Raw genomic sequence first — 20,620 nt, 5'->3', positions numbered from 1 at the left:
AATTAAGAGTGCCAGTGAGAATGGTGCAGCAAAAGAGGGATATTTAAGATGTATAAAGGGCTCGCAAGCGAGCCCTTTATTATCAGCCAATCAGACCTTTTTAAAGATCAACGAGCCGTTTGTACCACCAAACCCGAAGGAGTTACACAGTGTGTACTCCATTCCTTTTACCTGACGTGCAACATGAGGAACAAAGTCCAAATCGCAACCTTCGTCAGGATTATCGAGGTTAATGGTTGGTGGAACCACTTGATCACGCAGTGCAAGGATAGAGTAGATTGACTCTACAGCCCCTGCAGCACCTAATAAGTGACCGGTCATAGACTTGGTTGAGCTCACCAGAACACGGTAGGCATCTTCACCAAAAATAGTCTTAACCGCTTGTGTTTCGGCTTTGTCACCAGCTGGCGTTGAAGTGCCATGTGCATTGACATAGCCCACCATGCCTGGAGTAATACCTGCATCACGCAGAGCATTTTCCATAGCCAGTGCAGCACCTGCCCCTGTTTCTGGTGGAGAAGTCATGTGATAAGCATCGCTGCTCATACCAAAACCAACGACTTCTGCGTAGATCTTCGCGCCACGTTTCTTAGCATGTTCGTACTCTTCGAGTACCATCATGCCCGCACCATCACCCAACACAAAACCATCACGGTCTTTATCCCACGGGCGGCTTGCCGCTTGCGGATTGTCATTACGGGTAGAAAGTGCACGTGCGGCACCAAAGCCACCCACGCCCAACGGAGTACTGGCTTTTTCTGCACCACCTGCAAGCATTGCGTCTGCATCGCCATAAGCGATGATACGCGCTGCCTGACCGATGTTATGCACACCAGAAGTACACGCTGTAGCGATGGAAATGCTAGGACCACGTAGGCCAAACATAATGGTCAGGTGACCTGCCACCATATTCACAATAGTAGACGGTACAAAGAATGGGCTGATCTTACGCGGGCCACCCTTAACGAGCGCGGCGTGGTTCTCTTCGATAAGACCCAGACCACCAATACCAGAACCGATTGCGGCACCGATACGGATTGCATTCTCTTCCGTTACTTCCAGACCAGAATCCAGCATGGCCTGGTGGCCAGCAACAATTCCATATTGTATGAAGGCATCCATTTTGCGCTGTTCTTTACGCGAAATGATGTCGTCACAGTTAAAATCCTTTACTAAGCCAGCAAATTTCGTTGCATAGGCGGTAGTATCGAAATGGTCGATTAGGCTGATGCCACTCTGACCGGCAAGGAGAGCTTTCCAGGTAGACTCTACGGTATTGCCGACAGGAGACAACATGCCCAGTCCGGTCACAACTACACGACGCTTAGACACGTTTGTCCTCCAGGGAGGGAAAAAATAATACTAGTGGGACACTTAGATAAAACTCAGGCGGTCGAATGACCGCCTGGAGATGTTCACTTACGCTTGGTGACCGTTGATGTAATCAATGGCAGCCTGAACGGTGGTGATTTTCTCAGCTTCTTCGTCCGGAATCTCAGTATCAAACTCTTCTTCCAGAGCCATTACCAGCTCAACGGTGTCAAGAGAATCAGCACCCAGGTCCTCTACGAAGGAAGCGGAGTTGATAACTTCTTCCTGCTTAACGCCCAGTTGTTCGCCGATAATTTTCTTAACGCGTTCTTCGATAGTGCTCATACTCTTAAATTTCCTATCAAAACTCGCTTTCGCGATGGTTTTCGTAGTGTATAAAATGTTGAAAAAGATGCAACTAAATCCCGGCAGGTCATACCACGATTTTACGCTATTTTGCGGGCATTCGCCCAAATAACGCAAATAGTTTTATCTTGCGGTTAAACCATGTACATTCCGCCATTGACGTGCAGGGTCTCACCAGAGATGTAACCCGCCTCGTCAGAGGCTAAAAATGCAACAGCACTGGCGATTTCTTTTGCGTCGCCTAAACGACCCGCTGGAACTTCCGCCAGTATACCCGCACGCTGGTCTTCCGACAGCGCACGCGTCATGTCCGTTTCAATAAAGCCCGGAGCAACAACGTTTACAGTAATACCTCGTGACGCAACTTCACGTGCCAGAGATTTACTGAAACCGATCAGACCCGCTTTCGCCGCAGCGTAGTTAGCCTGACCAGCATTTCCCATGGTACCAACCACAGAACCAATAGTGATAATACGACCATGACGCTTTTTCATCATAGCGCGCATTACCGCTTTTGACAGACGGAAAACTGATGACAGATTGGTTTCGATGATATCGTTCCATTCGTCATCTTTCATGCGCATTAACAGGTTATCACGAGTGATACCGGCATTATTAACCAGAATGTCGACTTCGCCAAATTCTGCGCGAATATTTCCTAAAACAGCTTCGATAGAAGCTGGATCGGTGACATTCAGCATATAACCCTTGCCGTTATCGCCCAGATAATCACTGATCGCCTGCGCACCGCTTTCACTGGTAGCAGTACCGATAACTTTCGCACCACGGGCCACTAAGGTTTCCGCGATTGCGCGGCCAATACCGCGGCTTGCGCCGGTTACCAGCGCAATTTTTCCTTCAAAACTCATGGTTTTCCTCGTCTTATTGCTCGAGCGCTGCTGACATCGCTACCGGCTCGTTAATGGCCGATGCAGTCAGTGTGTCAACAATACGTTTTGTTAGGCCAGTCAATACCTTACCTGGCCCTACTTCCAGCAACTGGGCTACACCCTGCGCTGCCATAAATTCTACTGATTTAGTCCACTGTACCGGGCTGTAGAGCTGGCGTACCAGAGCACTACGAATAGCTTCCGCAGAGGTTTCACATTTCACGTCGACGTTGTTCACAACAGGAACAACAGGCGCATTGAAAGTGATATTTTCCAGCGCTATAGCAAGTTTATCAGCCGCGGGTTTCATCAATGCACAGTGAGATGGCACGCTAACGGGCAGTGGCAGAGCGCGTTTTGCACCGGCGGCTTTACAAGCTGCACCAGCACGCTCTACGGCGTCTTTGTTACCCGCAATCACAACCTGGCCTGGTGAGTTAAAGTTCACCGGAGAAACCACTTCGCCTTGGGCTGCTTCTTCACAGGCTTTTGCAATAGACGCATCATCAAGTCCGATGATGGCATACATTGCGCCGGTTCCAGCAGGGACCGCTTCTTGCATCAATTTACCGCGTAACTCAACCAGACGCACTGCATCTGCGAAATCAATGACGCCAGCACAAACCAGAGCGGAGTACTCACCCAGGCTGTGCCCTGCCATCATTGCAGGGGTTTTGCCACCCTTCTGCTCCCAGACACGCCACAATGCGACAGAGGCTGCCAGCAGTGCTGGCTGAGTTTGCCAGGTCTTGTTTAGTTCTTCAACTGGACCTTGTTGAGTCAGAGCCCACAAATCATAGCCCAGCACATCAGAAGCTTCACGGAAGGTTGCTTCAACAACAGGATTAGCTGCTGCGATTTCTGCCAGCATACCAACTGCTTGCGAACCTTGCCCTGGAAAAACAAAAGCAAATTGAGTCATGGTTAAATCCCTAATAATCAAAAACGAACCAGTGCTGAACCCCAGGTAAAGCCGCCGCCGAAGGCTTCGAGCAATACTAGTTGGCCACGTTTAATCCGCCCGTCGCGTACCGCTTCATCCAGCGCTGCCGGAACAGAAGCCGCTGAGGTATTACCGTGACGATCAAGAGTAACGACTACATTATCGAGTGACATGCCAAGTTTTTTCGCAGTCGCGCTGATAATGCGCAGGTTAGCCTGATGCGGGACCAACCAATCAAGATCGGAACGATCCAGATTATTAGCCTCAAGGGTTTCATCAACAATGTGTGCAAGCTCTGTAACTGCAACTTTAAAGACTTCATTACCGGCCATCGACAGGTGAATCGAATTTTCAGGATTCACGCGATCGACATTCGGTAGCGTCAGCAGTTCACCATAGCTACCATCAGCATGCAGGTGGGTTGAAATGATACCAGGCTCTTCAGATGCACTCAGTACAACCGCCCCTGCACCATCACCAAAAATAATAATTGTGCCGCGGTCGGTAGGATCGCAAGTACGTGCCAGCACGTCAGAACCAATAACCAACGCATGTTTTACTGCGCCGGACTTCACATATTGATCTGCCACGCTTAGTGCGTAGGTAAAACCTGCGCAAGCGGCTGCAACATCAAATGCAGGGCAGCCTTTAATCCCTAACATTGCCTGTACCTGGCAGGCAGCACTTGGGAAAGCGTGAGTTGAAGAAGTTGTGGCAACGATAATCAGCCCAATTTCAGACTTATCGATTTCTGCCATTTCAAGCGCACGCGTAGCCGCAGCAAAAGCCATTGTTGCGACGGTTTCATCTGGTCCAGCAATTCGACGTTCACGAATACCTGTGCGGGTGACAATCCACTCGTCAGAAGTATCCACCATTTTTTCCAGGTCGGCGTTGGTACGCACGTGTTCTGGCAGATAGCTACCAGTACCAATAATCTTCGTATACATGTACGTCAGTCACTCTTGGGTAATACAGATTCCAGGCGGGCAGCAATCCGTGTAGGGACTTGCCGCACCACCGCCTGCACTGCCTGTTCTATCGCGACAACAAACGCTCGCTGATTGGCCGCTCCGTGACTCTTAATCACTGTGCCGCGCAATCCTAACAGACAGGCGCCATTATACTGGTCGGGGTTGAGGTGACTGAATCGCCTTGTCAGGCTTTTTTGTAACCAATGCTTCAATATAATTAGCCACCACGACCTTTTTTTCCCTTCGCCCTGTGATTTCAAAAGCGAGAGGAACATCCTTGCAACCCCTTCCATCGTCTTGAGGGTGACGTTACCGACAAAACCATCGCAGACCAGCACGTCGGTTTTTCCCGTCAACAACTCGTTCGCTTCAAGATAACCAATATAGTTGATAGAAGGCATTGTTTTTAATAAAGCTGAAGCATCGCGAATGCTATCAAGACCTTTAGTCTCTTCTTCACCGATGTTCAGCAATGCGACACGTGGAGAGTTGATGCCGAGAAGTTCCTCAGCCATCACTGATCCCATTATCGCAAATTGCACCAGCATATTACTGTCACAATCCACATTCGCGCCAAGATCCAGCACGACGGTTTTACCTTTTTGCTGATGCGGCAATACCGTCATCAACGCCGGTCGCTCAATCCCTTCAATGGGTTTGAGTAATAATTTCGCCAGGCCCATCAGTGCACCAGTATTTCCTGCACTGACGCAAGCTTCTGCTCGCCCTTCTTTTACTAACTCAAGCGCCACTCGCATCGAGGATCCGCGACTATTTCGGATCGCATGTGAAGGTCTTGCATCACTGGCAATAACCGACTCCGCAGGAACTATCTGCGCACGTGAGCGTTTTTCAAAATCAGCTTTGGCAAGTAATGGCGTGATGGCGTCGGGGTCGCCGACTAATAGAAGGTTTAGCTGAGAGTTAGAGTCCAGTGCCTGCAATGCTGCAGGCACTGTCACGGAAGGACCGAAGTCCCCACCCATGGCATCTAACGCAAGGGTTAGACGTCTCAAGGTATCGCCAATTACTTAGCGATAACCTTGCGACCGCGGTAGAAACCGTCGGCGGTGATGTGGTGACGCAGATGAGTTTCGCCAGAAACTTTGTCCACGGACACTGCTGCTGTGGTCAGCGCGTCATGGGAACGACGCATGCCACGTTTAGAACGGGTTGGTTTATTCTGTTGTACGGCCATGGACCTTACTCCTTAATTACTTATGCTTTAAACTGGCTAATACGGCAAATGGGTTTGGTTTCTCCGCCTCGGAAGGAAGTTTGCCAAAAACCATGTCCGCCTCGGACACTTCACAGTGTTCAGAATCATGCACCGGAACAACTGGCAAGGAGAGGATAATTTCATCTTCAACCAACGCCAGAAGATCGATTTCACCAAATTCGTTGACCTGAACTGGTTCATATCCTTCCGGGAGTGCTTCAGCCTGCTCGTCTTTGACGATCGGGCTAAAACAATACTGTGTGTAAACCTGATGGGCAAATGGCTTTCCGCAACGCTGACACGCCAATGTTACCGAAACTTTCGCATCACCAGTAATAACTGCGAGGCGTTGGTTATCGATGGCAAATGACATATCGCATTCCACATCACTGTCTACACTGACTACAAACTCGGCGACACGCTCCACCTGAATAGGGGTGTAAACACCCGTGTAATCAAGGCGTTTTTGAGCCGTACGAACCGGATCGAGAGTCAGGGGTAATTTTACTTTTTGCATAGGGCGCGCATATTAACTTTGTAACGTCATAGAGTCAAAGAAAAAGCCTGTAAACAGTGCCTTTTCTACTTATTCGCACACATTGCGGTGGCATAGTTTAAAATGCCTTTTCTCGGATCGCTATCATTAATGAAAAAAATATGACGCAAATTGTTCTGGCCTCAACTTCGCCATACCGTCGAGAGCTGCTTGAAAAGCTCGGCATGCCCTTTATCACCGCGGCTCCACTGGTCGATGAAACGCCAATTCCCGGTGAGGATGCCCGCCAGCTCGTCATGCGACTGGCACAAGCCAAAGCACAGGCATTGAGCAAGGAATATCCAAATCATTTGATTATTGGCTCGGATCAGGTCTGCGTATTAGACGCAAAGATCGTCGGCAAGCCGCACACAGAAGAGAAAGCAGTCGAACAATTGCTGATTGCGAGCAACAGTATTGTTACTTTTTATACCGGCCTTGCACTTTATAATTCTTCCGTGGGCAATTTACAGGTGATTTGCGAACCCTTTGATGTGCATTTTCGTCATCTGAGTGAGCAAGAAATCCGCAATTACGTGCATAAAGAGCAACCTTTACAGTGCGCGGGAAGCTTTAAAAGTGAGGGTTTGGGGATCACATTATTCGAACGCTTGTCTGGAAAAGATCCGAATACGTTAGTAGGACTACCGCTGATTAGCTTGTGCGAAATGCTGCGTAATGAAGGGTGTAGCCCATTACTGATGTGAAAAAAGGGTGGAAAAGCGACAGCTTGATCCACCCTTCTTTATTTCGTCAACCGCAATGCTTAGCCAGTAGACAACAAACTAGCGTGCGTTACGCAACACATTAAGGCAACGTTTTAGCTTCTCATCCAGCGGTGCTTCAACTCGCATAATTTCACCGGTGCCTGGATGGGTAAAGCGCAAGGCCGCAGCGTGCAAGAACAAGCGATTCAGCCCCGTTCCTGCGAGTTGCTTATCAAACTCACGATCGCCATAACGATCGTCAAACGCAATCGGGTGGCCAGCGTGCAGCGTGTGGACACGAATCTGGTGAGTACGCCCGGTAATCGGGCTACAACGCACAAGAGTGGCAAATTCGTAACGTTCTTCCACTTTAAAACGCGTCTCTGAAGGTTTCCCCTCGCTATTTACGCGCACAATGCGCTCACCGCTTTGCAAAATATTCTTAAGCAACGGAGCCTGCACTGCTTTCACATGCGATTGCCATTGGCCACGAACAAGCGCCAGGTAGTCCTTCTGCATTCCTTTTTCACGCAATTGCTCGTGTAACGAACGTAATGCAGAACGTTTCTTCGCAACCAGCAAAATCCCGGAAGTATCACGGTCCAAACGGTGAACCAGTTCAAGGAAACGCGCTTCAGGGCGTAACGCACGTAAACCTTCAATCACACCAAAGCTTAAACCGGAGCCGCCGTGAACGGCTGTACCCGATGGCTTATTTAGCACCAGAATGTGGTCGTCTTCATAGAGAATCGCATCAGTCAATGCCGCCACTTTTTGCAGATGCGGGGAAACCGCCTCTTCTTCACGTTCAGCAACGCGAACTGGTGGGATACGAATTTCGTCACCATCCTGAATTTTATATTCAGGCTTGATGCGTTTTTTATTCACGCGCACTTCGCCTTTACGCAAAATGCGATAAATCATACTTTTCGGTACGCCTTTTAAGCGCGCGAGCAAAAAGTTATCGATACGCTGCCCGGCTTCGTCGGACGAAATGGCAACGATTTGTACTGAAGGAGTCTGAGTTTTCATGGTCGGCGATTCTAAATAGCGTGCGCGCATAGCGCCACTCATTTTTATGTGCTTAACTGAGAAATTGCCTGGTTTTAAGTCGCCTGACTCTCCTTTTTCAAATTTCTGCGACGCACAGCGAAAAAGTGAGTTAAAAAACTGTAAGAAACGAGGCATCAAAGGCAAAAGTCATCTTGCTATAATAAGGTTAGCAATGGAATAATGTTGCGGTTTTCCGTGTTGATACTTGTTAGAACAAGGAATTTTGCGGAATTACCAGTTTTGCCTGAATGTTCATCCACGCAGCAATGGCGTAAGACGTATTGTACTTTCAGGCAGTTAGCGGGCTGCGGGTTGCAGCCTGACCGGTAAAATGGAATCAACTCTTAAGATATTTTCTAAGGTTATTCCCACGATAATTGCGCTGTATTTCCGTATGAAATACAGGCTACCGACACTTTGCGCCTCTCAGCAAGCGACAACCGTGAGGTTGGCGACTTAATGCGTTTAGTCACGAGGCCATCGGTTCACTCCCGGTCAGCGTCACCATGCCCGTAGCTCTGTCACCAATGTAAGAATAATGAGTAAGTTACGATGAAAAGAATGCTAATAAACGCGACTCAGCAAGAAGAGTTGCGTGTCGCCCTTGTAGATGGGCAGCGCCTGTACGATCTGGATATTGAAAGTCCTGGACACGAACAGAAAAAAGCCAACATCTATAAAGGCAAAATCACCCGTATTGAACCTAGTCTGGAAGCGGCATTTGTAGATTACGGCGCGGAACGTCATGGTTTCCTTCCCCTTAAAGAAATTGCCCGCGAATATTTCCCGTCGAATTATTCATCACATGGTCGTCCAAACATTAAAGATGTTTTGCGCGAAGGCCAGGAAGTGATTGTCCAGATTGATAAAGAAGAACGTGGTAATAAAGGCGCAGCCTTAACCACCTTTATTAGCCTGGCAGGTAGTTATTTGGTACTGATGCCTAACAACCCGCGCGCTGGTGGTATTTCACGCCGCATTGAAGGTGACGATCGTACCGAACTGAAAGAAGCACTGTCTTCTCTTGAACTGCCAGATGGCATGGGTCTGATTGTACGTACTGCTGGCGTGGGTAAATCCGCCGAAGCACTGCAGTGGGACTTAAGTTTCCGTCTGAAGCATTGGGAAGCCATTCAGAAAGCGGCAGAAAATCGCCCGGCTCCATTCCTTATCCATCAGGAAAGCAACGTTATCGTCCGTGCTTTCCGTGATTATCTGCGTCAGGATATCGGTGAAATTCTTATCGATAACCCGAAAGTGCTCGAACTGGCTCGCCAGCATATCGGTGCTTTGGGTCGTCCTGATTTCAGCAGCAAAATTAAGCTCTACACCGGTGAAATCCCGCTGTTTAGCCACTATCAAATTGAATCGCAGATTGAATCCGCTTTCCAGCGTGAAGTTCGCCTGCCTTCCGGCGGTTCGATTGTTATCGACTCCACCGAAGCATTAACCGCAATCGACATTAACTCCGCGCGCGCAACTCGTGGTGGTGATATCGAAGAAACGGCATTCAATACCAACCTTGAAGCAGCTGATGAAATCGCACGCCAACTGCGCTTGCGTGACCTCGGTGGCCTGATTGTTATCGACTTCATCGACATGACGCCTGTGCGCCACCAGCGTGCGGTAGAAAACCGTCTGCGCGAAGCGGTACGCCAGGACCGTGCTCGTATCCAGATTAGCCATATTTCACGCTTTGGCCTGCTGGAAATGTCCCGTCAGCGCCTCTCCCCTTCTCTGGGCGAGTCCAGCCACCATGTCTGCCCGCGTTGTAGCGGAACAGGTACGGTACGTGACAACGAATCCATGGCACTCTCCATTCTGCGTCTGATTGAAGAAGAAGCGCTGAAAGAGAATACCCAGGAAGTTCACGCGATTGTTCCTGTACCAATTGCCTCTTACTTGCTGAACGAAAAACGTGATGCGGTAAGCGCGATTGAAACCCGTCAGGGTGGTGTGAAAGCTATCATCGTTCCTAACGATCAGATGGAAACTCCACACTATTCCGTATTGCGCGTACGTAAAGGCGAAGAAAGCAAAACTCTGAGCTACATGCTGCCGAAGCGGTATGAAGAAGAGATGGCTGTGACGTCTGAAGAAGAGTACGCAGAGCGTAAACGCCCTGAGCAACCTGCGCTGGCAACCTTCGTGATGCCTGACGAGCCGCCAGCTCCGCCTGAGTCAGCTCCTGCAGCAACCGCGGTGCAAACTCCAGTTACTAAACCAGTAGATGCGAAAGTAGCAACAACTGAGCAGCCTGGCTTGCTTAGCCGCTTCTTCGGTGCGTTGAAAAACCTGTTCGCAGGTGAACCTACGACTGAAAGCAAAGAAGTTCAGGAAGCAAAACCTGCTGAGAGTGAAGGCCAACGTCAAAATCAGGATCGCCGTAATAACCGTCGCCAGAATAACCGTCGTGACCGTAACGATCGTGGCGATCGCAATAACCGCGATCGTGATAATCGTGGTGAAGGGCGTGGCGAAAACCGCAGCGAAAATCGTGACAACCGTGAGCCGCGTGAAAACCGCGACCGCGACGATAACCGCCGTAACCGCCGTCAGGGTCAGCAGCAAAATACTGAAGTGCGTGAAAACCGCCCGAACGTTGTTGTTGAAGAAGCTGAGAAGCCTAAAGTACGTGACGAGCAGCAGCCACGTCGTGAGCGCAACCGTCGTCGTAGCGATGACAAGCGTCAGGCACAACAAGAAGTTAAAGTTCTGCAACGTGATGAAGTGGTTGAAGTTGAAGCTGAGACCGAGCAGGAAGAACGCGTCCAGGTTATGCCTCGTCGTAAACAGCGTCAGCTGAGCCAGAAAGTTCGCTTTGAATCAGCTCAAGATTCTGCTGTTGAAGTTGTGGCAACGCCTGAAATCGCTGAAACAGTTGCAGCACCAGCTACCCACACTGAACTGGCAACTATTCCGTTACCAGCCGTTATCGAGAAGCCAGTTGTTGAGCAAGAAGACAACAACGATTCACGTAACGACTCTAATGGTATGCCGCGCCGTTCTCGCCGCTCTCCACGTCATTTACGTGTTAGTGGTCAGCGTCGTCGTCGCTATCGTGATGAGCGTTACCCTGCACAGTCGCCAATGCCGTTGACCGTAGCATGTGCATCTCCTGAACTGGCCTCTGGTAAAGCCTGGATTAGTTATCCGGTTGCCCGTTCGCAAGAAGAGTCGCAGTACGACCACGTTGAGCAAACTCCTGCGTTTGTTCCTCATGAGCAAGAGCCTGTAGCTGTGTATACCGAGCAACGTGTTGTTCAGGAAGTATTGGCAGCGCAACCAGTTGTTGAGACTGCACATGTTGAAACGACACACCCGGAAGTGATTGCTACGCCAGTCAGCGAGCAGCCACATCTGATTGCTTCTGAAGATGACGTTGTCGCTGAACAAGTGATTGACGAAGTTGCACCTGCACAAGATGAAGTAGTAAATGTAGAAACTCATCCGCAGCAGGTCGCTGAAGTTGCACAGGAAGCGCCGGTTGTTGTTGCAGAAACTGTGCCAATGGCTCCGGTTGAAGAAACAAAACCAGTCGAAGTGGTTGAAGTGCAAACTCCGGTTACTCAAGAAGCAGCTGTTCCAGAAACTGCCGCTGAAATTGTACCAGAAGTAAAAGCAGCGCCTGTACAAGTAGCCGTAGTCGCTCACGTCGTTAAGCATGCGACTGCACCGATGACTCGTGCTCCAGCACCGGAATATGCTCCAGAATCACCACGTCAAAGTGATTGGGTACGCCCAACTTATGACTTTAGTGGTCGCGGTTCTGCCGGTGGTAGCAGTGCAACTCACCAGGCAGCAGCACCAGCAACACGCCCGCAAAGCACTGACTAATCGCTAAGCGTTGCTAAAAAGCCGACCAGTTTCCTGGTCGGCTTTTTTATTTATGCGTGTGCTGTCATGTGGCAACCCTAATCCTACCTACAAAAACAATTTGTCTATTCATAGGGAAATTGCCAGCGATAACGTCCCCCTTACCCTCTATTTTCAGGCAAAAAAAAGCCCACTCTGGGGTGCAGAAGTGGGCATATAAAGCGTGCCCAGTTTCATGGCACACCCAAAATGGTAAAACTTATTTGTTTAGCTGGAACAAGGACATCCCCTGCATATCGCTGAACGCTTTATATGAAGCCTGAAGGGCTGCCTGTTGCATCACATAGGAAGAGATTGCTGAGTTCCAGTCAACATCCACCAAATCACTCATTTGCTGAGCCTGACCCAACGCGCGATCGCTACCTAACTCATCAAGCTTATCCAACTCGTTCAGTTGCGTACCGAGTTCAGCACGCACAGTCAGCACGTTATTGAGGGAGTTTCTCAACCCGCGGTTGGTTTTATCAATAGCCGCGCCCAAGTCAGCCCTCTGAGTGTCATCCAGGCCTTCTGTCGGTGTTCTCAGCGTCGCAATAGCTGAGTCAAGCATATTGAAAAGACTCTTCTCAGACGTACCGGTACCCGGTTCAGGCACCGCATTACTGGTCAGTGACTCGAAAATCTGTGAGCCCAAATGCCCTACGGTCATGGTACGCGATGCGTCTACAGACTGAGTTACCGATGTACTACCACCGGTATAAGTGATGCTGTTGGCCCCACCGCTAAACGGTGCCGAATCCGTTTTGTAACCTGCAAAAATATAGCGCCCGTTGCCATCCGTACTGTTGGCAAGGTTCAATATCTGATTGCGAATACCTTCCAGATCGGTCGCCAGTGATGCACGGTCGTCATCGCTTAACGTACCGTTACCGGCGTTAACGATTCTTTCTTGTGCTGACTGGATGGCTGTTGTCACCTGCCCTAACACGTTTTCTTCCAGCGAAATCTTTTGAGTCGCAAAGGTACGCGCCAACGCATACTGGCTGTTTTGTGCCTGAGCCTGAGACAACACTACAGCCTGCGATGCAGCAATCGGATCGTCAGAAGGTTTAGTAACACGCTTACCGGTCGACATCTGCTCGCCATAACGCAACCATTCACTTTGCGAGTTGGTTATGCCGCGCATGTTCTGTTGGTACATCATTGCGGTACTGATACGCATACGCCAGATTCCTTAATTAACGAATGGACAGTAACGCATCAAACAGAGTTGATGCCGTCTGTAGTACCTGGGCATTAGCCAGGTAATATTGTTGGAAACGCTGCAAGTTACCGTACTCTTCGTCGAGATTGACTCCCGAGATAGACTGCTGTTGGTTACTCAACTGCGTAACCACGTTATTTTGCGTTGTGCTGGTGACTTTCAGGGTGCTGGTCTTGTTACCAACATCGCTCACAAGGCTTGCATATGCATCGTTAAACGATTTGTTGCCGTTAACGAGTTTGCCGCTTTGCAAGTCTAGCATTGCCTGGGCATTACGGTTGTCGCTTGCGCCACCGCTGGTATTGCCAGTGCCACCATTAGGGTCACCCGCCAGGGCCAGCTTACTTTCGTCGGTAATCAGCACGCCCATGTTCACAACAGCGTCAGAAACAGGTTTAACTATGAAGCTGTCATTTTTGCTCGGCGCCGTACCGCTAATATCAAGTTTCAGGCCATCGAAGCTCATGCTTTTACCATCAGTGGAGAGCGTGGCTTTGAATTGCTTATTATCCGCCAGGCGTGTGACTTGCCAATCCTTACCGTCATAGGTCACTTTATAGTCGCTTGCCTGCACTTCCGAACTGTTCGTCATGCTTACTTTAAGCGAGGTATCTTTAGCGACATTGTTGGCGTTCCCCCAGGCTGTCGGCCCGCCGATTGAAAAGAAATCACCGCCAGCCTCCGGCGGGTCACCAGCATCAACCCCTTTGCCATGTTGCTGATTTATCGAATCGGCAAATGTCAGAGCCAACTGCCCCAAGCGGTTGCGAGCGCTATCCAGATCCTGAGAACGGAAGGTCAACATGCCGCCCAGCGTGCCGCTGCTCAGCTGGTTTTCCGGAATTTCCTTAGTGCCTGAAACAGGGTCAACATACGCAACTGTGGTACGTGAAGGGTCAGCGCTGGAAGCCACTGCCGCCAGTTTATTGGCTTTATCACCCTGTACCAGGGACAAACCATTCGCGATGGAGACGTTATATGTACCACCATCCTGAACACTGACTTCAACACCGACAATCTGGTTTAACTCGCTAACCAACTGGTCGCGTTGATCGAGCAGATCGTTCGGTGCTGCACCTGCCCCCACACCCGTCAGGCGCGAAATCTGGTTATTCAGATTGGCGATCTGGCTGGCGTAATTGTTGATTTGCTCCACGCTACTCTGGATTGCGGTATTCACCTGCTTATCCTGGTCGCGTAGATACTGATCGGTCACCTTAAACTGGTTAACCAAGCCGTTGGCATTTCCAAGCAATGCCTGGCGTGCCGCCGGATCTTCGGAGTTACTAACCAGAGTCTGCAAGCCGCTAAAGAAGCTCTGCATGGTTGTAGCGAGGGTATTTGTAGTGCCAGACAGAATATTGTCAATTTTAGACATCTGCTGGTACTGAGTATTCAGACCACTGCTTTGCGTTTGTGCCGCACGCAGTTGGTTAGTGATGAACGCATCATATTCACGTTGCACACCGCTGACCTGTACGCCATTACCAATCCAGCCACCTGCACCAAACGTACTTTGCGACTGCGACAACACGGTAGTCTGGCGGGTATAGCCTGTGACGTTATAGTTAGAAATGTTGTTACTGACAGTATTCAGTGCCGCCTGGGCAGCACCCAGGCCACTCATGGCACTGTTAATCAGGCTACTGGACATGAAATTTCCTTAGCGCGTTAATCACGATTCCTGTTGGTAAGTATCGGCAGCGTCTGGCAACACTTGAGGTGTTAGCTCTAAATAATTCGAGTTTCAGGAAGGCGGCAAGGGAGCAACAAATTTGTCTGGAACAAATTTGAACGCTGCTTGCAGCGTCCCCAAAGGGGTAAGGCCCATGGATGGGCCGCATAATCCCCAGGAGCTTACATAAAGTAAGTGACTGGGGTTTGTGAGTGCAGCCAACGCACCTGCGGCTCGAAGTATGATGAGCTTCAGAATAAATTGGATAAGTCATTGCTATAAGCTTTCGCCACTTTCTCACCCATCGCCTTCATCTGCTGAATCATACCCGTCAGCTTGCGGGCATAGTTCGGATCGGTTGCGTAACCGGCATTTTGCAATGCCTGTGCACCCTGTTCTGCGGTATTGGCATTAGTGACTGCAGCGTATCGCGGGTTACGCGTCAGCAAGCCTACGTAATCAGAAAGTGCTTCGAGGTAAGAGCTATACACGCGGAACTTAGCTTTTACCTTTTTGGCTTCACCATTTTCATACTCCGTAGTGGTGATTTCCGTCGTCGGGCCTTTCCAACTTCCTGACGCCTTCACGCCAAACAAGTTAAAACTTGGTTCACCTTTTTCAGTGAGGATTTGCCGCTGGCCCCATCCTGACTCCAGCGCAGCTTGCGCCAGAATCAAGTGATGAGGAATACCGCTCTGTTCACTGGCAAGCCTTGCTGGTAACGAAAGCTGAGCCAGGAAGTCTTTGCTATCCCCGGTTAGCGGCTCTTCGTTAGAAGGCGCTTTCGGTATGGCCTGGCGCACCATTTGCGTTAACGCCTGGTTCTGGAAACTGGTCACAGTTTGCAGATCAAACTTCATCGGCACTTTGCCAGCATCTTCCGATGGGTCAGCATTGCCGCCCATTTGCTCCACCATCATATCGGCCAGACCAAGCCCTTTGGAGCTTAGCTGCTGCGCAATTTGCTGGTCATAGATGCTGGTGTACATGCGTGTCTGCTCGCTGCTAAACAAGCCATCTTTTGGCAGCGCCTCACGCATGCTTTTCAGCATCATTTGCACGAACATCCCCTCCACCTGGCGGGCAACCGATTTCATGTTGCCCTTTGGATCTTGCCCGGTTTTCGCTTTTAGCTCGTTAAGAGAGTTAGCATCCCATGCAGCATTCGCCAGTGACTGGGTATCGTTAAGCATCAGATGATTTCCACTTTGGCACGCAGGCACCCTGCGGTTTGCATCGATTGCAGAATCGACATCAACTCCATTGGTGAAGCGCCCAGCGTATTCAGTGCACGAACCACATTATTTAGATTGGCGCTGGCGTTAACCCGTTGCAGCGCACCGCCGTTCTGACGCAAATCGATTTGGGTTTGCGGCGTGACCACTGTTTGACCGCCACCAAAAGGTGTATCCGGCTGGCTTACCTGCGCTGAGCGGTTAACCGTCACAGACAAGTTACCCTGCGCCACTGCACAAGTGTCCAGTGTCACTTCCTGGTTCATTACCACCGAGCCGGTACGTGAGTTGATAATCACTTTCGCGTCCTGCGCAGGCATGTTGACTTCAAGGTTCTGAATATCAGCCAACAAACGAACTTGCGAACTGTTACCGCTTGGTACACGGATCTGAATAGTGCGCGCATCTAAAGCTGAAGCACTGCCAAAACCACGTGAGCGGTTGATGGTGTCCGTTATCTGCTGCGCAAGAGTGAAATCATCGTTGTTGAGTTGCAGGCTAATCATATTCCCGGTGCCAAAAGTGCCCGGTAATTCACGTTCGATAACCGCACCGTTAGTAATACGACCGCCGTTAAGCTGGTTAACCTGAACGCTGCTACCGCCCGCCGAAGCCCCGGCGCCGCCAACCAGAATGTTACCCTGCGCGAGCGCATAAACTTGGTTATCAACACCTTTCATCGGCGTCATCAGCAAAGTGCCGCCACGCAGGCTTTTAGCGTTACCCATGGATGAAACCACTACATCAATATTCTGCCCGGAGCGTGCGAATGCCGGGTATTTTGCCGTCACCATGACCGCAGCGACGTTTTTAAGCTGCATGTTGGTCCCTGCAGGAACGGTGATCCCCAACTGCGAAAGCATGTTGTTGAGTGTCTGGGTAGTGAAAGGTGTTTGTGTGGTTTGGTCGCCTGTGCCATCGAGCCCGACCACCAGACCGTAACCAATCAGGGAGTTTTCACGCACGCCCTGAACCGTTGTCAGGTCGCGGATACGGTCAGCTTGCGCAAAGGTTGCCACCAGCATCAGTAATCCGAATAAATATTTGGTCATGAGTTTCCTCGCTTACATCGGCGATAAATTAAGGAAGAAGCGTTGTAACCAACCCATATTTTGCGCTTCGTTGATATAGCCATTACCGACATATTCGATGCGTGCATCCGCCACTTGCGTAGACGGCACGGTATTGGAGCCGCTAATAGTGCGAGGATTCACCACGCCGGAGAAACGAATAAATTCGGTGCCCTGGTTAATGGCTATCTGTTTTTCACCCACGACGTGCAGGTTGCCGTTTGCCAGCACCTGATCCACCGTCACGGTTAAGGTTCCGCTAAAGGTATTACTGGCGTTTGCCCCACCCTTACCGTTGAAACTGTTGCCGCCAGAGGCATCCACTGACGCGCGGTCGTTGCCGAATAGCCCCTCGAGATAACGAGGCGTTACGTCAAAGCCAAAGTTTGTTTTGCCATCACGGCTGGCATTAGCCGACGAGCTTTTACTGGCACTGACATTTTCCTGGAGCTGAATAGTCAAGGTATCGCCGACATTCCTTGGACGGCGGTCTTCGAACAAAGGCTGATACCCATAGTTCACCGGTTGCGCCGTCTGGAAAATTGAACCATTGACGATAGGCGCAGGGCCTGGCACTGGCTGGGCCGTTGTCGCCCCTTCCACCAGCGGTTTAGTTGGTATCAGCGCGCAGCCCGTTGAGGCGAGCACCAGACACATCACGATAGGACGGAGAACTATTGGGTTTTGCATTGCTTTCATCTTCAGGTCATTCAGATAAAGACAGCCGGTGCGAAACTGCACACCGGCAAACGCCTTACAGTTGCGTCAGTTTTTGCAGCATCTGATCGGTGGTAGAAACGGCTTTACTGTTGATTTCATAAGCGCGCTGAACCTGGATCATATTCACCAGTTCTTCAGCCACGTTCACGTTAGAGGTCTCAACGTACCCCTGGTACAAAAGCCCCGCGCCGTTAAGCCCTGGGGTGCTTTCGTTTGGCGTACCGGAGGACTGGGTTTCGGCATACAAGTTCTCGCCCAGGCTTTCCAGACCCGTGTCATTCATAAAAGTGGTCAAGTTAAGCTGGCCTACCTGCACGGGTTGCGCCTGACCCTGCTGAGTCACACTCACGATGCCGTCACGTCCAACAGTAATCGTCAGGGCGTTAGCAGGAATGGTGATAGCAGGCTGAACCTGGAAACCACCCGCCGTCACCAATTGGCCGTTTTGATCAACCTGGAATGAACCATCGCGCGTGTAGGCACTGGTACCATCCGGCAGTTGCACCTGGAAGAAACCCTGACCTTTGATAGCCACATCTTTACTATTGTTAGTCTGAGAAAGGTTACCCTGGCTATGCAGACGCTCAGTGGCGACCGGACGCACACCCGTACCAATCTGCAAACCTGACGGCAACGTGGTTTGCTCAGAAGATTGCGCACCAGGCTGGCGAATAGTCTGGTAAAGAAGATCTTCAAACACAGCACGCTGACGCTTAAAACCGTTGGTGGAGACGTTTGCCAGGTTGTTGGCAATCACATCCATGTTGGTTTGCTGGGCATCAAGACCGGTTTTGGCGATCCATAAAGAACTGATCATTTTGAATTCCTGTTAGTTTCGCGGCTGATTATCAAGTCATCGACAGCAATTGGTTGGCCCGTTGCTCGTTTTCATCCACGCTCGAAATAATCTTCATCTGCATTTCAAAACGACGGGCGTTGGAAATCATGTCAGCCATGGCTTCTACGGGTTTCACGTTGCTGCCTTCCAGCACGCCTGGCATCAAAGAGATGCTGGCGTCAGCTTGCAAGGTCGCGCCACGCGTAGCCTGTGCGGCTGGGCTCAAACGGAAAAATCCATCGTCACCACGTACCACTTCCAGGCCTGTCGCTTTCACCAGTTTCAGGCGGCCAATCGGTGCCACGGTATTAGGCTGGTCGCCCGCGTTAAGTGCAGAAATGGTGCCATCAGCCGCGATAGTTAGCTGTGCGCCTTGAGGCACGGCAATCGGGCCACCCTCACCCATCACCGGTTGCCCCCCGATGGTCAGTTGCCCGGCAGGACTCACCTGCATATTGCCGTTACGGGTATAAGCTTCTGTACCATCAGCACTTTGTACCGCCAGCCAGCCATCTTGTTGCAGGGCAACATCCAGCGGGCGTTGGGTGTAATCAAGCTGACCTTGAGACATATCAGCGCCAGGCGTTGACGCGGTCACCAGCGTACGCGTTGGCAAAGAAAGCCCTTCCACCGGAACTGCGCGCAAAGCCGTTAGCTGTGCACGAAAGCCGGGGGTTGAAGCATTCGCCAGGTTGCTGGCCGTCACCGCTTGTTGATTCAGCGTCTGACTGGCCGCGCCCATGGCGGTATAAATTGCGTGATCCATTAAGCTTTCCCGTCAGTGCTTAGCGCAGGTTAACCAGGGTGTTAAGTATCTGGTCCTGGGTTTTGATGGTCTGCGCGTTAGACTGGTAGTTGCGCTGTGCAACAATCATATTGACCAGTTCTTTACTCAGATCGACGTTTGAGGCTTCCAGCGCACCGTTAGTCAGCGTACCGAAGTTACCTGAGCCTGCCGTACCCAACAGCGCAACACCTGAAGCATTAGTCGCCGCCCAGACGTTGTTACCCTCAGAGGACAGGCCTTCCGGGTTCGCAAAGTTGGACAACACAATCTGCCCGAGCAATTGGTTTTGTTCGTTGGAGTAGTTACCGACTACGGTGCCATCTTCATTGATCTGATAGCTCACCAAATCGCCTGGCTTATAGCCATTCTGATTCGCGGCAACGATATTGTTGGAGCCGGTGTTTTGCTGCATGGAGTTGAGGAAGCTGAGATTGAATGTCGCAGGCGTTGCACCATTAATAGCCTCAGTCTTAAAATCGCTAGCGGTACCGTTGGTTAAGACACCACTACTACTGAACTCCAGAGATGTCCCTTTTTGAATCGGACTCCCCGCAACGCTGCTGTCCTGGGTATAAACATCCCAGGTATTTGCCGTAGAAGACTTCACAAAGAAGACGTTCATATCATGGGAGTTACCCTGGCTGTCATAGACAGTGATAGAGCCTTTTTTGTTGTAACTCTCTGAATCTGCTGGATCAAAAGTTGTTTTGGCAGGCACCTTATCGGTAGAGTTCAGGTTAATCTGCATTGAGGCCGTGGTGGTGATTTTCGCCGCCATCAAAGTATTAGGAATTGAAAGCCCTACCGGGTTTGCCCCTTCCTGAATCGTTGGCGGTGTGCCGGTTGCCGGATAACCCGTCAGTTGCATACCCTGCATGTTCACCAGATTGCGGTTTTGATCCAGTTTGAACTGGCCGTTACGGCTGTAATAGACCGAACCGTTAGTGTCCACCATACGGAAGAAACCATTCTGGCTAATCGCCACATCCAGGCCACGCCCGGTGTTGGTCGTAGTACCGTCGCCGAAGTCCTGCGTGATACCTGCGACTTTAACGCCCAGACCCACTTTAGAACCTGCAAACATGTCAGCGAAAGATACGCTGCCGGACTTAAAGCCATAGGTGGCTGAGTTGGCAATGTTGTTACCAATCACGTCCAGGTTGGTGGCGGCGGCATTCAGGCCGCTGACCGCTTGAGAAAAGGCCATGTCTTACTCC

Annotated in this window: 19 protein-coding genes; 2 read left to right on the top strand and 17 right to left on the bottom strand. The window is 50.5% G+C overall.

Annotation, left to right across the window (positions count from 1 at the left end):
• Window positions 1–90 precede the first annotated feature (90 nt).
• From fabF to yceD, 8 genes are all read right to left on the bottom strand, one after another.
• Window positions 91–1,332 carry a beta-ketoacyl-ACP synthase II gene (gene fabF, locus M977_RS18720; RefSeq protein WP_064517913.1) on the bottom strand — a complete coding sequence of 414 codons (1,242 nt, stop codon included), beginning with the start codon at window positions 1,330–1,332 and terminating at the stop codon, window positions 91–93.
• A gap of 87 nt (window positions 1,333–1,419) precedes the next feature.
• Window positions 1,420–1,656: an acyl carrier protein gene (gene acpP / locus M977_RS18715; protein ID WP_034456161.1), complete on the bottom strand. Its 237-nt coding sequence runs from the start codon at window positions 1,654–1,656 to the stop codon at window positions 1,420–1,422.
• A 155-nt stretch (window positions 1,657–1,811) separates the two neighbouring features.
• Window positions 1,812–2,546 carry a 3-oxoacyl-ACP reductase FabG gene (gene fabG / locus M977_RS18710; protein ID WP_064517911.1) on the bottom strand — a complete coding sequence of 245 codons (735 nt, stop codon included), beginning with the start codon at window positions 2,544–2,546 and terminating at the stop codon, window positions 1,812–1,814.
• A gap of 13 nt (window positions 2,547–2,559) precedes the next feature.
• Window positions 2,560–3,489 carry an ACP S-malonyltransferase gene (gene fabD, locus M977_RS18705; protein WP_064517909.1) on the bottom strand — a complete coding sequence of 310 codons (930 nt, stop codon included), beginning with the start codon at window positions 3,487–3,489 and terminating at the stop codon, window positions 2,560–2,562.
• Window positions 3,490–3,506: 17 nt separating this feature from the next.
• The gene (locus M977_RS18700) at window positions 3,507–4,460 is read right to left on the bottom strand and encodes a beta-ketoacyl-ACP synthase III (protein ID WP_064517907.1); all 954 of its coding nucleotides are present in this window, start codon (window positions 4,458–4,460) and stop codon (window positions 3,507–3,509) included.
• Between the two features lie 5 nt (window positions 4,461–4,465).
• On the bottom strand, window positions 4,466–5,500 hold the full coding sequence (gene plsX, locus M977_RS18695) for a phosphate acyltransferase PlsX (protein WP_134183454.1): 1,035 nt from the start codon (window positions 5,498–5,500) through the stop codon (window positions 4,466–4,468).
• A gap of 11 nt (window positions 5,501–5,511) precedes the next feature.
• Window positions 5,512–5,682, bottom strand: coding sequence for a 50S ribosomal protein L32 (gene rpmF, locus M977_RS18690; protein ID WP_034456167.1), 171 nt, complete (start codon window positions 5,680–5,682; stop codon window positions 5,512–5,514).
• 16 nt (window positions 5,683–5,698) lie between these two features.
• Entirely contained in the window at window positions 5,699–6,220 is a 522-nt protein-coding gene (yceD, locus tag M977_RS18685) for a 23S rRNA accumulation protein YceD (protein ID WP_064517903.1), read from the bottom strand.
• 140 nt (window positions 6,221–6,360) lie between these two features.
• Here yceD and M977_RS18680 point away from each other — a divergent pair, with 140 nt between their 5' ends.
• Window positions 6,361–6,945 (top strand): Maf family protein, encoded by a 585-nt coding sequence (locus M977_RS18680; RefSeq protein WP_064517901.1) that lies wholly within the window; start codon window positions 6,361–6,363, stop codon window positions 6,943–6,945.
• A 78-nt stretch (window positions 6,946–7,023) separates the two neighbouring features.
• Here the strand turns inward: M977_RS18680 and rluC are convergent, their stop codons facing one another.
• Entirely contained in the window at window positions 7,024–7,977 is a 954-nt protein-coding gene (rluC, locus tag M977_RS18675; RefSeq protein ID WP_166671951.1) for a 23S rRNA pseudouridine(955/2504/2580) synthase RluC, read from the bottom strand.
• Window positions 7,978–8,550: 573 nt separating this feature from the next.
• On the opposite strand from rluC, the gene rne reads away from it, so the two are divergent.
• Window positions 8,551–11,835, top strand: a complete 3,285-nt coding sequence (gene rne, locus M977_RS18670; protein WP_064517899.1) for a ribonuclease E — start codon at window positions 8,551–8,553, stop codon at window positions 11,833–11,835.
• A gap of 238 nt (window positions 11,836–12,073) precedes the next feature.
• Here rne and flgL read toward each other — a convergent pair whose 3' ends face one another.
• The 8 genes from flgL to flgE all read right to left on the bottom strand — a co-directional run bounded on the left by flgL (window position 12,074) and on the right by flgE (window position 20,610).
• Window positions 12,074–13,036, bottom strand: a complete 963-nt coding sequence (flgL, locus tag M977_RS18665) for a flagellar hook-associated protein FlgL (protein ID WP_064517897.1) — start codon at window positions 13,034–13,036, stop codon at window positions 12,074–12,076.
• 16 nt (window positions 13,037–13,052) lie between these two features.
• Window positions 13,053–14,732, bottom strand: a complete 1,680-nt coding sequence (gene flgK, locus M977_RS18660; RefSeq protein ID WP_064517895.1) for a flagellar hook-associated protein FlgK — start codon at window positions 14,730–14,732, stop codon at window positions 13,053–13,055.
• 272 nt (window positions 14,733–15,004) lie between these two features.
• Entirely contained in the window at window positions 15,005–15,946 is a 942-nt protein-coding gene (gene flgJ / locus M977_RS18655) for a flagellar assembly peptidoglycan hydrolase FlgJ (RefSeq protein ID WP_064517893.1), read from the bottom strand.
• On the bottom strand, window positions 15,946–17,040 hold the full coding sequence (locus M977_RS18650) for a flagellar basal body P-ring protein FlgI (protein WP_064517891.1): 1,095 nt from the start codon (window positions 17,038–17,040) through the stop codon (window positions 15,946–15,948). Before M977_RS18650 ends, flgJ begins: the two co-directional genes overlap by 1 nt.
• 12 nt (window positions 17,041–17,052) lie before the next feature.
• Window positions 17,053–17,748 carry a flagellar basal body L-ring protein FlgH gene (gene flgH, locus M977_RS18645; protein ID WP_134184169.1) on the bottom strand — a complete coding sequence of 232 codons (696 nt, stop codon included), beginning with the start codon at window positions 17,746–17,748 and terminating at the stop codon, window positions 17,053–17,055.
• A 64-nt stretch (window positions 17,749–17,812) separates the two neighbouring features.
• Entirely contained in the window at window positions 17,813–18,595 is a 783-nt protein-coding gene (flgG, locus tag M977_RS18640; protein WP_064517889.1) for a flagellar basal-body rod protein FlgG, read from the bottom strand.
• 31 nt (window positions 18,596–18,626) lie between these two features.
• Window positions 18,627–19,382, bottom strand: coding sequence for a flagellar basal body rod protein FlgF (locus M977_RS18635; protein WP_064517887.1), 756 nt, complete (start codon window positions 19,380–19,382; stop codon window positions 18,627–18,629).
• 19 nt (window positions 19,383–19,401) lie between these two features.
• On the bottom strand, window positions 19,402–20,610 hold the full coding sequence (gene flgE / locus M977_RS18630) for a flagellar hook protein FlgE (RefSeq protein WP_064517885.1): 1,209 nt from the start codon (window positions 20,608–20,610) through the stop codon (window positions 19,402–19,404).
• Window positions 20,611–20,620: the final 10 nt, after the last annotated feature.

The organism is Buttiauxella gaviniae ATCC 51604, from assembly GCF_001654835.1.
In the GTDB taxonomy this organism is placed as follows: Bacteria; Pseudomonadota; Gammaproteobacteria; order Enterobacterales; family Enterobacteriaceae; genus Buttiauxella; species Buttiauxella gaviniae.
Note: the sequence above shows the minus strand (reverse complement) of the source record. Positions and strands in the feature narration are given on the sequence as shown.

Excerpts from the sequence above, each read along its gene's own strand:
- acpP (WP_034456161.1), bottom strand. The coding sequence starts at position 1,656 with ATGAGCACTATCGAAGAACGCGTTAAGAAAATTATCGGCGAACAACTG.
- fabG (WP_064517911.1), bottom strand. The coding sequence starts at position 2,546 with ATGAGTTTTGAAGGAAAAATTGCGCTGGTAACCGGCGCAAGCCGCGGT.
- fabD (WP_064517909.1), bottom strand. The coding sequence starts at position 3,489 with ATGACTCAATTTGCTTTTGTTTTTCCAGGGCAAGGTTCGCAAGCAGTT.
- M977_RS18700 (WP_064517907.1), bottom strand. The coding sequence starts at position 4,460 with ATGTATACGAAGATTATTGGTACTGGTAGCTATCTGCCAGAACACGTG.
- rpmF (WP_034456167.1), bottom strand. The coding sequence starts at position 5,682 with ATGGCCGTACAACAGAATAAACCAACCCGTTCTAAACGTGGCATGCGT.
- yceD (WP_064517903.1), bottom strand. The coding sequence starts at position 6,220 with ATGCAAAAAGTAAAATTACCCCTGACTCTCGATCCGGTTCGTACGGCT.
- M977_RS18680 (WP_064517901.1), top strand. The coding sequence starts at position 6,361 with ATGACGCAAATTGTTCTGGCCTCAACTTCGCCATACCGTCGAGAGCTG.
- rluC (WP_166671951.1), bottom strand. The coding sequence starts at position 7,977 with ATGAAAACTCAGACTCCTTCAGTACAAATCGTTGCCATTTCGTCCGAC.
- rne (WP_064517899.1), top strand. The coding sequence starts at position 8,551 with ATGAAAAGAATGCTAATAAACGCGACTCAGCAAGAAGAGTTGCGTGTC.
- flgL (WP_064517897.1), bottom strand. The coding sequence starts at position 13,036 with ATGCGTATCAGTACCGCAATGATGTACCAACAGAACATGCGCGGCATA.
- flgK (WP_064517895.1), bottom strand. The coding sequence starts at position 14,732 with ATGTCCAGTAGCCTGATTAACAGTGCCATGAGTGGCCTGGGTGCTGCC.
- flgJ (WP_064517893.1), bottom strand. The coding sequence starts at position 15,946 with ATGCTTAACGATACCCAGTCACTGGCGAATGCTGCATGGGATGCTAAC.
- M977_RS18650 (WP_064517891.1), bottom strand. The coding sequence starts at position 17,040 with ATGACCAAATATTTATTCGGATTACTGATGCTGGTGGCAACCTTTGCG.
- flgH (WP_134184169.1), bottom strand. The coding sequence starts at position 17,748 with ATGCAAAACCCAATAGTTCTCCGTCCTATCGTGATGTGTCTGGTGCTC.
- flgG (WP_064517889.1), bottom strand. The coding sequence starts at position 18,595 with ATGATCAGTTCTTTATGGATCGCCAAAACCGGTCTTGATGCCCAGCAA.
- M977_RS18635 (WP_064517887.1), bottom strand. The coding sequence starts at position 19,382 with ATGGATCACGCAATTTATACCGCCATGGGCGCGGCCAGTCAGACGCTG.
- flgE (WP_064517885.1), bottom strand. The coding sequence starts at position 20,610 with ATGGCCTTTTCTCAAGCGGTCAGCGGCCTGAATGCCGCCGCCACCAAC.